Genomic DNA, 12,584 nt, shown 5'->3' on the forward strand with positions numbered 1-12,584 from the left:
CCGGTTTGCAAAATGCGCTTGCATTGGAAGTGTCAGCGCCGCCCCTCATCCGCCTGCCGGCACCTTCTCCCCGTATAGTGACGGGGAGCAGGGAGATGGCCGCGACCTTGGCGCCCATTTTTGCGACGCTGGCAGCTGGCGAAATCATTCGTGACAGTGTCTTTCTCCCCGTCATTATACGGGGAGAAATTCCCGGCAGGGCAATGAGGGGCAGCGCAAACCGACAGCGTTTAGAGTCGGTTGCGGGAGGTTTTTAACCCTCTTTCTTGGTCACCGCGACGCGCAGCGACAATTCGCGAAGCTGCTGCGGGCTTGCTTCCGACGGCGCGCTCATCAACAGATCATAGGCCTGCTGGTTCATCGGGAACATGGTCACTTCGCGCAGGTTCCTGGCGCCGACCAGCAGCATGACGACGCGGTCGATGCCGGCCGCCATGCCGCCATGCGGCGGCGCGCCATACTGGAAGGCGCGATAGAGGCCACCGTAGCGCGCCTCAACTGTCTCGCGATCCAGGCCGACGATCTCGAATGCCTTAACCATCGTTTCGGGCAGATGGTTGCGGATGCCGCCCGACGCGATCTCGAAACCATTGCAGACCATGTCGTACTGGAATGCCTTGATCCCAAGCAAATCCTCGCCGTTGAGCGCCTCGATGCCACCCTGCGGCATCGAGAACGGGTTGTGGCCGAAATCAACGAGCTTTTCGTCCTCGTTCCATTCGTAGAAGGGGAAGTCGACGATCCAGCACAATTCGAAACGGTCGCGGTCGACGAGGTTCAGCTCCTCGCCGGCGCGGGTGCGCGCCGCTCCCGCGAACGAGACGAATTTCTTCGGGTCGCCGGCGACGAAGAAGGCGGCGTCGCCATCCGCAAGGCCAAGCTGGAGGCGAATCGCTTCGGTGCGCTCCTCGCCGATGTTCTTGGCGAGCGGACCGGCGCCTTCGAGCTTTTCGCCTTCCTTGCGCCAGAAGATGTAGCCGAGGCCCGGCTGGCCCTCGCCCTGCGCCCACGAATTCATGCGGTCGCAGAAGGCGCGTGAACCACCGGTCTTGGCCGGAATCGCCCAGACTTCGGCCTTCGGGTCGCTGGCAAGGATGTTGGCGAACACCTTGAAGCCGGAATCGCGGAAATGATCGGAGACCGCCTGCATCTCGATCGGGTTGCGCAGGTCCGGCTTGTCGGTGCCATATTTGCGCATGGCGACGTCATAGGGGATGCGCGGAAACTCCTGCGTCACCGGCTTGCCGGCGGCAAAGGTCTCGAACACGCCCCGCATCACCGGCTCCATTGTCGCCAGAACGTCGTCCTGCTCGACGAAGCTCATTTCCACGTCAAGCTGGTAGAATTCGCCCGGCAATCGGTCGGCGCGCGGGTCCTCATCGCGGAAGCAGGGCGCGATCTGGAAGTAACGGTCGAAGCCCGAAACCATGATCAATTGCTTGTATATCTGCGGTGCCTGCGGCAGCGCGTAGAAGGTGCCGGGATGGATGCGCGACGGCACCAGGAAGTCGCGCGCCCCTTCTGGCGACGAAGCGGTCAGGATCGGTGTCGAGAATTCGGTGAAGCCGACCTCGCCCATGCGCTTGCGCATCTCGGCGATGATTTTCGTGCGCGCCACGATGTTCTTGTGCAGCGTGTCGCGGCGCAGATCGAGGAAGCGGTATTTGAGACGGATATCCTCGGGATAGTCCGGCTCGCCGAAGACCGGCAGCGGCAATTCCTTGGCCGCCGACAGCACTTCGATCTCGCGCGCGAAAACCTCGATCTCGCCGGTCGGCAGGTTGGCGTTGGCGGTCTCGGCCAGGCGCGCCTTGACCTCGCCGTCGACGCGGATGACCCATTCGCCGCGCACGGTCTCGGCAATCTTGAAGGCCGGCGAATCCGGATCGGCGACGATCTGGGTCAGGCCATAGTGGTCGCGCAAATCGATGAACAGCAGGCCGCCATGGTCGCGTACGCGATGCACCCAGCCCGACAGGCGAACGGAAGAGCCGACGTCGCTCTTCCTCAACTGGGCACAGGTATGGCTGCGGTAACGATGCATTGTCATTGGTAAGTCCGGATGTTTGATTGCGGCCAAGGCATGATGGCCCGGCCCGAAAATTTGCGCGAAAAGCACATGAGAGGCCGGCTTTGTCAAGGCAGGCGGCGCACGGGCAGCATCTCGGTTCGAAGTTCGGCTTCGAGCCTAAGCGGTCATCGCTCGGAATAAGCCGTGATCCAACATCAACCGCCAATGGTGGTTAGCGGGTGAAGCGCGCACCATCGCCAGTCGTGGCAACCCCGCACACAACCGCCGGATCGCGACGAAGTCCACATGATTCCACCATTCGTCGGGACGGTAGGTTCGCGGCCGATACGAGCTCATAAATGTGCGTCGCATGCAGATCGCGAAACACACTGACGATCATGCGAGCGTTGATGTAGTTGCCAAGCCCTCGGCCCCTCTGCGATTGCGCGACCGCAACCAGTCCGCCCCATGCATATCGGTGATAGGCGCTATGGGAATTGTGAGCCAGGTAGCCATGCGCGGTTGCCACGACGGTCCCCGTCTCGTCGCCCACCACTACTGTCGTCGCCGGCCCCAGGGTTCCGGCAAGCAGCGACCCCGAAAACGGCACCACGCCCGACGCCGCCATGAAGGCCTGGATGCGGATCGTATACTCACCATCCGGCTCGGCCGGCATGTCTTGATCGATAAGTCCGTCGGGCAATCCCCGGCCGATAATTGCCTCCGATGCCGCCAAGGCACTTGCCCGGTCGGCGGAGAATACGTCCCAGGAATCGAAACGGAAGCCCCCTTGGCCAATCGCGACTTGAGCTCATCCGCCTTGCTTGCAGGTATCATACGAAAGCCGCAGATGCCGTCGCGTTTAAGGATCTTGTCGATCAGATCCCACCCGAACCGGTCGGGATCGTCGCACCCCATAGTGCGCCCGGTCTGGCACGCGCCGGGGGTCGCGTTGATGAAGTCGAAACTCGCCTCAGCTTGAGCTTGCAGACGCTGCTGAACCTCTGTGCCGAAATAGCCTGACATGGGAAGCCCCCCGCGTGACGTGCCCGATGGAGTATAGCAAGCACGGTGGAATATACAGCCAGGCTGCTTCCTGCTGGAACCAGCCGGGCCCCCTTCAGGGTATGACGCAGCGCGCAGAGGGGATTTTCGGCCTTGCACGTCCTTGCATTTGCCGCTCGAATGACGTATAGCCATATGGCTATGCAAAGGGTGGCCAGTCTCGATCGAACGTTTCACGCTTTGGCGGACGGGACCCGTCGCTCAATGATTCATGCGCTCGCTCGAGGCGAGGCCAGAAGCGCCGGCGAACTCGGCCGCCAATTTCGCTCTACCCAGCCGACGATCTCCAAGCACCTGAAGGTGCTGGAGCAGGCCGGGCTTATTGAACGCGCCATTGAGGGGCGTGTTCATCAGTTCCGGTTGCGCCGAGAGCCTCTGCAGGATGCGCAGGCGTGGATCGCGCGCCATCAGGCATTCTGGACGGGTGCGGTCGAGCAGCTCGATCGCCTTTTGTCGGAGGGCGCAAACGATGACCGCCGATAAGACCGTCGCCGAAGTGCGCAGACGTTTCAGCGCCGCGCCCGAGAAAGTGTTTGCCGCCTTTGCCGAGGCCGACCTGGTCGGAAGGTGGCTGAAGCCGGCACCGGAAATCACGCTCACCATCCTGCAGTTCGAGTTTCACGTCGATGGTGCCTATCGCTTCGCCTACCAGCCGCCGCAAGGAGAAATCGTCATCGTCGGTGGCGCTTTTCTATCGATCGAGCCGCCTGCGAGGATCGTCTTTTCGTGGGTTATCGAGCCGCCGGACGAGCATGCAGGCATCGAGTCAGAGGTGACGGTGATGATCACGCCGAACGGCGCCGGCTGCGAACTCGTCATCCGCCATGAAAAGCTCACGCGCAGCGACGCGATCGTCCGTCACGCCGGGGGCTGGCGTGGTGCTGTGGACCAGTTGACCGAGTTGCTCGAAGCACAGGATTTGCAGCATGACCGCTGACGAGCTTGCCGCAAGCGTGCGTGCCGCTCTCGCGGGCATCGGTGATATCCGCGAAGTCAAGATGTTCGGCGGGCTAGGCTTCATGCTGAACGGCAACATGATCGCGGCTGCATCCCGGCGCGGTCTGCTGGTTCGCGTCGGCAAGGACCGCCAGCACGAAGCGCTTGCCGAGCCCGGAGCGCGTCCGATGGAGATGAGAGGTCGGGTAATGGAAGGCTACATTTACGTCGATCCCCCGGCGCTGACCGGTGAAGCAGTCGGCAAGTGGCTCCAACCGGCGATCGCCTTCGTGCAGACCCTGCCGCCAAAGCTGCCCGGCCAGAAGCCGGCTCGGACGAAAGGAAAAAGGAGATGACACGCTTCTTCCTTGGTGTTCTTGCCTATGTCGTGCCGACATTCGCGCTTGGATTCGTCTGGCATCTGATCCTTTTCGAGCGCACCTACGCGGAGCTTGCGATCTATCGCAGCAACATCATCATCCCGTTTGGTTTCCTGTCGATGCTGATCCAGGCAGTCCTTTTCGCCTGGGTCTACCAACAGGCGTTTGCGCGGCGGAGCGGTACATTTCTGTCGCGCGGACTGGTCTACGCAGCCTTCGGCGCCGTTCTGTCGTGGAGCTTCACCACGCTGGCCGTCGCTGCAAAAAACGTGATGGCATCGGTTCCCGACTACCTCACGATCGAGACAGCATTCACGGTCGTGCAGTGGTTGCTCGTCGGGCCGCTGACCGCTTTTGCCTTCGGTCGATCCTCCTCACGAGACGCGCGAGTCGGGGTGTCGGAGCTCAAGGCCTGACCGAGGGAAGGCGCTTCGACTGACGGAAGCCGACTGCTACCTTCTGCCTTGATCGTGGTCAGGGTGGTCAAGCCGTGTACAATGGCCGCCATACTGACGGGAGGACTACCATGCGCATTCGCACATTGACTGTCCTGATGACGCTGCTTGTTGGCACCTGCACATTTGCACACGCTCAGACAAAGCCGATGTCAATCGAGGTGTTTCCTTTCGAATTGGAAGACAAGAGCGCTGGCGCAGGAATAATTCCGCCGGATGAACACGATAGGCGCTATCTGTCCGAGTCGGCACAAATGGCGAAGGACATGCTCTCCCAGTCCTGACGTTTCACAGTTGTTGATGTGCCGGCGGGGGATGAGCAGGCGGTTGCGCCGCACGGATTGCGCAACTGCGGCGGCTGTGAAGGCAAAATCGCCAAAGAACACGGCGCCTCTCTTGCCTTGCTGGGCGTCGTGACGCGCGTCGACCGAACAGAGCATACCATGTTCATTCGCATCCTCGACGCTGAAACCGGGAAACCTGTTTCCCAAGGCTTTACCGATCTTCGCATGGGTGCGAATTACGCGTGGCCCCGCTCCGTGAAATGGCTGATGACAAACAGAATTCTGCGGTAGGACGCCCACCATCCAAGCGCGCCATCGGCAGCGCGAAAGATCGCCCCTCAGCTAAAAATCAAAATGAGAAACTGATTGTCGGTGCTGGCCTGCTAACCGCCGGGAATTGCCGCTGGCATTGGCGCGGGCGATGGTTCAAGAAGGGTCAACGACAGGCCTTCCTTCATGTCCTCCATGCGCCCGCTGATCCCGCTCCTTATCGCCGCCGGCATCCTGCTCGGCGGCAACGGCCTGCAGAGCACCCTGATCGCGCTGCGCGGCGCGCAGGAGGGGTTTTCGGCCTCGACCATTGGACTGATGGGCACGTTCTATTTCGCCGGCTTCCTGCTCGGCTGCCTCGCCGTCCCCCGCATCATGAAGGCCGTCGGCCATGTGCGCGCCTTTTCCGCGCTGGCGGCGATCGCTTCGGCGGGAACATTGCTTTTGGTGCTGATCGTCGACCCGGTCATGTGGTGCGCGTTGCGGCTCGCCGGCGGGTTCTGCTTCGCCGGCCTGTTCACCATCATGGAAGCCTGGCTCAATTCCGGGGCCGCCAACAAGGACCGCGCGCGGGTGCTGGCCATCTACAGGATGGTCGACATCGGTTCGGTCACAGGCGCACAGTTCCTGATCCCGATCGTCGGCGCTGGCGGTTTCGCCATCTTCGCCGTCATGTCGATCATGATCACGCTCTCGCTGGTGCCGGTGTCGCTCGGCGACCGCTCCAACCCGACCCCGCCGGAAGACGTCAAGCTCGACCTGGCCCGCGTCTGGCGGATTTCGCCGCTCGGCTGCTTCGGCTGCATTGCCGTCGGTGTCACCAACAGCGCCTTCCGCACATTGTCGCCGGTCTATGCCGAACAGATCGGCATGTCGGTTACCGACGTCGTCACCTTCGTCAGCGTCGGCATCTTCGGCGGCGCCATCATCCAGTATCCGCTCGGCTACCTGTCCGACCGCTGGGACCGGCGTTCCGTGCTGCTGATAACGACGTGCTGCGCGCTGCTTGCATCGCTGGCGCTGGTATTCTGGGCGCGCAGCGACCCGTCCCTCAACTTCGTGATCGTCTTCATCTTCGGCTGCTTCGCCATGCCGCTCTACTCGCTGTCGGCGGCGCATTCCAACGACCGCGCCGACAAGGGCGAGTTTGTGCTGATCAACGCGGCGCTGATGCTGTTCTATTCCTTCGGCGCCATTGGCGGGCCGTTCGCCGCCTCGACGGCGATGCAGTATTTCGGGCCAAGCGCGCTGTTCGTGTTCACCGCCACCGTTTACGCCGTCTTCGTCGTGGTCATCCTGTACCGGATGCAGGTGCGATCCGGCGTGCCGGCCGGCCACCGCAGTCGTGTCATCGGCCTTTTGCGCACATCGACGGTGTTCGCCCGGCTGGCCAAGCGCAACGATGATACCGACGGGCCTGCGAAGTAATGATGACGGCCCGATAATGTCTTGACCCGGGGCTGCGGCTTGACGAAAGCCCGCGCGGCTGAAATTGAAGGAGACCTTACCCTTTGCCAAAAGCGATTTGATGCACGTCATCACCACCCAAGAAGAACTTGAGACCGCTCTCGCCGCGTTCGAAAAGTCGGATTTCGTCACCGTCGACACCGAATTCATTCGCGAGACGACCTTTTGGCCGATCCTGTGCCTGATCCAGATGGCGGCGCCCGGGGTGACGGCGCTGATCGATCCGCTGTCACCCGACATCGACCTGAAGCCGTTCTTCAGGCTGATGGCCAACGAAGCCATCGTCAAAGTCTTCCATGCGGCGCGCCAGGATATCGAAATCATCGTTCATCTCGGCGACCTGGTCCCGCATCCGGTGTTCGACACCCAGGTGGCGGCGATGGTCTGCGGCTTCGGCGACAGCGTCTCCTATGACCAGCTCGTCCAGAAGATCACCGGCGCTCGGCTCGACAAGTCCTCACGTTTCACCGACTGGCGCCACCGGCCGCTTTCCGAAAAACAGCTCGACTACGCGCTTGCCGACGTCACCCATCTGGTCGAGGTCTACCAGCACCTCAGCGCCGAGCTGGTGCGGGAAAACCGCGCTCACTGGCTGAACGAGGAGATGGAGGTGCTGACCGCGCGTGAAACCTACGATCCGCATCCGGAGGACGCCTGGAAGCGGCTGAAGATGCGGCTGCGCAAGCCGCAGGAGCTGGCGATCGTGCAAGCGGTGGCCGCATGGCGCGAGCGCGAGGCGCGCGAACGCGACGTGCCGCGCGGCCGGGTGCTCAAGGACGACGCCATCTACGAGGTGGCGCAGCAGGCGCCGCGCGATGCGGCTGCACTCGGCAAGCTGCGCACCACGCCGAAAGGCTGGGAACGGTCGGCGACGGCAACGGCGCTGCTGGGCGCGATCAACACCGCGCTTGCCTTGCCCAGGGAAGAGATGCCGAAGCTGCCGAAGAGTTTTCAGCCGCCCGAAGGCTCCAATGCCGCCGCGGAATTGCTGAAAGTGCTGTTGCGGATCGTTGCCGAAAGGGAGGGCGTCGCTTCGAAGGTGCTGGCCTCCAGCGACGACATCGATCGCATCGCCGCCGAGGGCGAGGCCGCCGACGTGCCGGCCTTGCAAGGCTGGCGACGCGCCGTGTTCGGCGAGGCCGCGCTCAAGCTGGTGCGCGGCGAGATTGCGATCAAGTTCGACAAGCGCAAGATCGCCCTGTTCGATTTGTAGCGTCTGCCACATCCTTCTCCCCTTTGTGGGAGAAGGGGGTCAGCGCTGTTTCTGACCGGCCAGGTGGAAAACCGCAATGACGATCACCGGTATCGCCAGAAGCGCGAATTTGGTGACGATCAGCGCCGAGGCAAACGACAGCGAATCCGGATTGGCCGACAGGAAATCGGAGAGCATGCGGGCCACCGCGATGTTCTGCGCATAATCGGCAAGCGTGTAGGGCAGCACCAGGACAAGCGCGAACAGCGACTGGAACTGCGCGGACAGAGCCCGGAAGGTCTTCAGCCGCCGCCCGGTGGCCAGGATCAGGCTGACCAATGTCAGCGACAGCAGCGCCGGGAACAGCAGGTCGAAGGTAAGGTAGTGCCAGACCAGAATGATCTCGCTGCCGCGCCGGCCGAGCGCCGTCAGCCAGGCCATGCCCTCGTCCGGGGTGAAACCGGTAAAGCGCAAATCGAGCGACGGCAGGCCGCCGCTCAGCTGGCGGAAATAGAGGAACTCCATCGCCGTCATGGCGACAAAAACCGCCACGCAGACAAAGCAAAGTGCGGCAGCGTGGCGCGACAGCCGCAGCATCATTGCCGTCAGGCTTCGTGCGAGCTGGTTAGGCTCCGCCGGGGTAATTCGGGCTTTCGCGGGTGATCGTGACGTCATGGGCGTGGCTTTCACGAAGTCCGGCGTTGGATATGCGTACAAAGGTGGCGCGATCGCGGAAATCGGCAAGGTCGCGCCCGCCGACATAGCCCATAGCGGCTTTCAGGCCGCCGGCAAGCTGGTGCAGCACGCCGGACACAGGTCCTTTGTAGGGCACCTGTCCTTCGATGCCTTCCGGCACCAGTTTCAGCGTGTCGCGCACCTCGGCCTGGAAATAACGGTCGGCGGAGCCGCGCGCCATGGCGCCGACCGAGCCCATGCCGCGATAGGCTTTGAACGAGCGGCCCTGGTGCAGATAGACTTCGCCCGGGCTTTCGTCGGTGCCGGCCAGCAGCGAGCCGATCATGGCGGCACTGGCGCCGGCGGCGAGCGCCTTGGCGAGATCGCCGGAATATTTGATGCCGCCGTCGGCAATGACCGAGACGCCCGACTTCTGCGCCGTCTCGACCGCCGACATGATCGCCGAAAGCTGCGGCATGCCGACGCCGGCGACGATGCGGGTGGTGCAGATGGAACCCGGTCCGATGCCGACCTTGACGGCGTCGGCGCCGGCATCGATCAGCGCCAGCGTGCCTTCTGATGTGGCGACGTTGCCGGCCAGGATGCGGACCGAATTGGACAGTTTCTTGGCCCGCGTCACCGCGTCGAGCACGCGTTGCGAGTGACCATGCGCGGTATCGATCACCAGCAGGTCGACGCCGGCATCGATGAGCCGCTCGGCGCGCTCAAAACCGTCATCGCCGACGCTGGTGGCGGCCGCCGCGCGCAAGCGCCCCTGCACGTCCTTGGTGGCGTGCGGATTGAGCTGCGACTTCTCGATGTCCTTGACGGTGATCAATCCGACGCAATTGCCGTCGCTATCGACCACGACCAGCTTCTCGATGCGGTGCTGGTGCAGGAGCCGCTTGGCCTCGTCCTGATCGACGTTCTCCTTGACCGTGATCAGGTTGTCACGGGTCATCAGCTCGTAGACTTTCTGCGCCGGGTCGGAAGCGAAGCGCACGTCGCGGTTGGTCAGGATGCCGACCAGCCGTCCGACCGTATGACCGCCAGCGCCGCCATTCTCGACCACCGGAATGCCCGAGATGCTGTAAGTGCGCATCAGCCCCAGGGCGTCGGCGAGCGTCGCGTCGGGGCCGATGGTGACGGGGTTGACCACCATGCCGGATTCGAATTTCTTCACCTGCCGCACCTGCTCGGCCTGTTCGGCCGGCGAGAAATTGCGGTGGATGACGCCGATGCCGCCGGCCTGGGCCATGGCGATGGCAAGGCGCGCCTCGGTGACCGTATCCATCGCGGCGGACAGGATCGGCACGTTGAGATCGATGTCGCCGGCAATGCGGGTGCGGATGTCGGTCTCGCCGGGCATAACCTCGGAATGACCCGGCTGCAGCAGCACGTCGTCAAAGGTCAGCGCCAACGCGCCCGTGGACGTTTCGATAATCTTTGCCATGGCCAGCCCTCGGAATGCATGAAAAGCGCTGGACCGGATGGACAGCGCCGACTCGTCTTCTTCCCTTTCAGGATTGGCGCTGGCTCGTAACACGTCCCGTCGCCGATGAAAAGCCGATTGCTTGCACACAGCAGGGCTGCGAACTCAGCTTAATGCCTTTTCGCCGTGACGGACTGGTGACCGTGAAGTTCGAGCGCCGGCAGGCGATCGCTGGCCTAATAATAATCGTAAACGCGCCGCTTGCCCCGCTCGCACTTGATCTCTTCCTTGTATTCGTCGCCTTCCCACTTGCGCTCGATCTTGCAGTTGCCGCGCCGATATTCCTCTTTGTAGCTGTAGCGTTCCCGCTTCCGCTCATAATCGTCTTCGTATCGGTAGCGGCCCTGCCATTTGCCATGGCCGCTCTCGTCCTTCCACGGATCGGCAGCAGCCGCGCTGATGCCTCCGACGATTGCCACCCATGCGGCAAGGATGGTGCCCAGCATCTTCATGGCGTATCTCCTCAAAGGGGTTTAACCCGGTTGATCCAGTTCCGGTTCCCGGCGCATCCGCGCTCGCGAATCGGTTGCTTTGTGACGGCAGTTATGCTAGGAATTTATTCATGGTGCTGATTTGCGCCAACCACCCGCCGCCGAGGCGGGTTTTTTATTTTAAGCGCCATTCTTCGCAGAGCTCCGGACTGGCACGGCTGCCAGGGTCGCACAAATGTGACGGCAAATTAAGGCGACATCCGACCCGACCCGTGGTAACCGCCCTGCGTGTCGGCGCCTTTGCCCCCCTAGGGGCCGGCAAGCAATCGGCGGCGCAACATTCAAATCCGGACGCGCTCCATGAACCGCACCATTCCGCTTATCCTGGCGGTCGCTCTTTTCATGGAAAACATGGATTCGACCGTTATCGCGACGTCGCTGCCGGCGATCGCCATCGACCTCCAGACCAGCCCGGTCGCGCTCAAGCTGGCGCTGACCGCCTACCTGGTGGCGCTGGCGGTGTTCATTCCGATCAGCGGCTGGATGGCCGACCGCTTCGGCGCCAAGAACGTGTTTCGCGCCGCAATCGCCGTGTTCATCGTCGGTTCGGTCGCATGCGCGGTGTCCAATTCGCTGCCGGCTTTCGTGATGTCGCTTCCTGCAAGGCATTGGCGGCGCCATGATGACGCCGGTGGGACGGCTTGTGCTGGTGCGCGCCACGCCGAAAAGCGAGCTTGTCGCCGCCATGTCCTGGCTGAGCATTCCGGCGCTGGTCGGGCCGCTCGTCGGTCCGCCGGTCGGCGGTTTCATCACCACCTATTTCACCTGGCACTGGATCTTCCTGATCAATGTGCCGATCGGGCTGATCGGTATCTGGCTCGCCACGCGCTTCCTGCCGGAAACCGAATCGGCGCAGACGCCGCCGCTCGACTTCATCGGCTTCGTGCTGAGCGGGCTCGCGGCATCGGGCATCGTGTTTGGCCTGTCGGTGGTCAGCCTGCCAGCCTTGCCGCCGATTGCCGGCTTCCTCACCGTGGCGGTCGGGCTGGTGTCAGCCGCGCTTTACCTCCTGCATGCGCGCCGCGCCAACAATCCGCTGCTGGCGCTCGAACTGTTCCGCAACCAGGTGTTCCGCGCCTCGGTCCTCGGCGGCGGGCTGTTCCGCATCGGCATTGGCGCCGTGCCTTTCCTTTTACCGCTAATGTTTCAGATCGGCTTCGGGCTGGCGCCGTTCCAGTCGGGAATGATCACCTTCGTGGCGGCGGTCGGCGCCATCGGCATGAAATTCGTCACGGCGCTGATCTTCAGGGTCGCCGACTTCCGCCGCGTGCTGATCTTCGGCTCGCTGATCGCGGCGGTGTCGATCGCCATCAACGGCTTGTTCACGCCCGACACGCCCTATCTGCTGATCCTCGCCGCCCTGCTCGTCGGCGGCTTCGTCCGCTCGATGTTCTTCACCGGCATCAACACGCTTGCCTATGCCGAGATTTCGACCGCCGACACCAGCAGGGCAACGCCGATCGCCGCGGTGTTCCAGCAACTGTCGATCGCGCTCGGCGTGGCGCTGGCCGGCGGCATCCTGGAAGTGTCGACGACAATCCATGGCGGGCCGCTGACGCTGAGCGACTTCCACAGCGCGTTCTTCATTGTCGCGGCGGTGTCGGCGGCCGCATCGCTGTCATTCATGCGGCTGGCGCCGGACGCCGGCAACGCCGTGTCAGGATATGGCGCGCTGACGGCGCCCAAGACGCTGGGGGGTGGGTCCACCTGGTGGTTGAGGCTCCTTCCCTTCTCTCCTTTGTTTGGACTGGGGACATCGCGAACAGGTGTGCGAGGACATCGCGAACAGTTTGCCATCCTATCGAGCCAGGGCATTGAGGTCGATGGTTTCTATTTTCTGGTGTCTGAACCAGGCGTCGAAGACGC

The 12,584-nt window shown here is 62.8% G+C and carries 12 protein-coding genes and 2 pseudogenes; 9 read left to right on the top strand and 5 right to left on the bottom strand.

The window, feature by feature from the left end; all coding sequences use genetic code 11:
- Positions 1–253 precede the first annotated feature (253 nt).
- Both aspS and AC0L3N_RS07705 read right to left on the bottom strand, forming a co-directional pair.
- Complete coding sequence (aspS, locus tag AC0L3N_RS07700) at positions 254–2,044, bottom strand: aspartate--tRNA ligase (protein ID WP_473546817.1); 1,791 nt, start codon at positions 2,042–2,044, stop codon at positions 254–256.
- Positions 2,045–2,243: 199 nt separating this feature from the next.
- Positions 2,244–2,747 (bottom strand): GNAT family N-acetyltransferase, encoded by a 504-nt coding sequence (locus AC0L3N_RS07705; RefSeq protein ID WP_473546780.1) that lies wholly within the window; start codon positions 2,745–2,747, stop codon positions 2,244–2,246.
- Positions 2,748–3,217: 470 nt separating this feature from the next.
- Between AC0L3N_RS07705 and AC0L3N_RS07710 the strand changes: the two genes are divergently transcribed.
- The 8 genes and pseudogenes from AC0L3N_RS07710 (at position 3,218) to rnd (ending at position 8,081) form a co-directional block, all read left to right on the top strand.
- Complete coding sequence (locus AC0L3N_RS07710) at positions 3,218–3,559, top strand: ArsR/SmtB family transcription factor (RefSeq protein ID WP_473546819.1); 342 nt, start codon at positions 3,218–3,220, stop codon at positions 3,557–3,559.
- Positions 3,546–4,013 carry an SRPBCC family protein gene (locus AC0L3N_RS07715; RefSeq protein ID WP_473546782.1) on the top strand — a complete coding sequence of 156 codons (468 nt, stop codon included), beginning with the start codon at positions 3,546–3,548 and terminating at the stop codon, positions 4,011–4,013. The genes AC0L3N_RS07710 and AC0L3N_RS07715 overlap by 14 nt, the downstream gene beginning before the upstream one ends.
- Positions 4,003–4,368, top strand: a complete 366-nt coding sequence (locus AC0L3N_RS07720) for a TfoX/Sxy family protein (RefSeq protein WP_473546784.1) — start codon at positions 4,003–4,005, stop codon at positions 4,366–4,368. Before AC0L3N_RS07715 ends, AC0L3N_RS07720 begins: the two co-directional genes overlap by 11 nt.
- Positions 4,365–4,808, top strand: a complete 444-nt coding sequence (locus AC0L3N_RS07725; protein ID WP_473546786.1) for a hypothetical protein — start codon at positions 4,365–4,367, stop codon at positions 4,806–4,808. The genes AC0L3N_RS07720 and AC0L3N_RS07725 overlap by 4 nt, the downstream gene beginning before the upstream one ends.
- A gap of 110 nt (positions 4,809–4,918) precedes the next feature.
- Positions 4,919–5,131, top strand: coding sequence for a hypothetical protein (locus tag AC0L3N_RS07730; RefSeq protein ID WP_473546788.1), 213 nt, complete (start codon positions 4,919–4,921; stop codon positions 5,129–5,131).
- Between the two features lie 12 nt (positions 5,132–5,143).
- Positions 5,144–5,422, top strand: a pseudogene (locus tag AC0L3N_RS07735) (DUF2380 domain-containing protein); the annotation flags it as partial.
- Between the two features lie 165 nt (positions 5,423–5,587).
- Positions 5,588–6,829: an MFS transporter gene (locus tag AC0L3N_RS07740; RefSeq protein WP_473546790.1), complete on the top strand. Its 1,242-nt coding sequence runs from the start codon at positions 5,588–5,590 to the stop codon at positions 6,827–6,829.
- Positions 6,830–6,929: 100 nt separating this feature from the next.
- Entirely contained in the window at positions 6,930–8,081 is a 1,152-nt protein-coding gene (gene rnd, locus AC0L3N_RS07745; RefSeq protein ID WP_473546792.1) for a ribonuclease D, read from the top strand.
- A 39-nt stretch (positions 8,082–8,120) separates the two neighbouring features.
- Here the strand turns inward: rnd and AC0L3N_RS07750 are convergent, their stop codons facing one another.
- From AC0L3N_RS07750 to AC0L3N_RS07760, 3 genes are all read right to left on the bottom strand, one after another.
- Complete coding sequence (locus tag AC0L3N_RS07750) at positions 8,121–8,660, bottom strand: hypothetical protein (RefSeq protein ID WP_473546794.1); 540 nt, start codon at positions 8,658–8,660, stop codon at positions 8,121–8,123.
- A 25-nt stretch (positions 8,661–8,685) separates the two neighbouring features.
- Complete coding sequence (gene guaB, locus AC0L3N_RS07755) at positions 8,686–10,188, bottom strand: IMP dehydrogenase (RefSeq protein WP_473546796.1); 1,503 nt, start codon at positions 10,186–10,188, stop codon at positions 8,686–8,688.
- 215 nt (positions 10,189–10,403) lie between these two features.
- A complete protein-coding gene (locus tag AC0L3N_RS07760; RefSeq protein ID WP_473546798.1) occupies positions 10,404–10,679 on the bottom strand; it encodes a hypothetical protein in 276 nt (91 codons plus the stop codon).
- Between the two features lie 339 nt (positions 10,680–11,018).
- Between AC0L3N_RS07760 and AC0L3N_RS07765 the strand changes: the two are divergent.
- Positions 11,019–12,378, top strand: a pseudogene (locus tag AC0L3N_RS07765) (DHA2 family efflux MFS transporter permease subunit); the annotation flags it as partial.
- Between the last annotated feature and the right edge of the window lie 206 nt (positions 12,379–12,584).

It is taken from the genome of Mesorhizobium sp. WSM4807 (assembly GCF_055811615.1).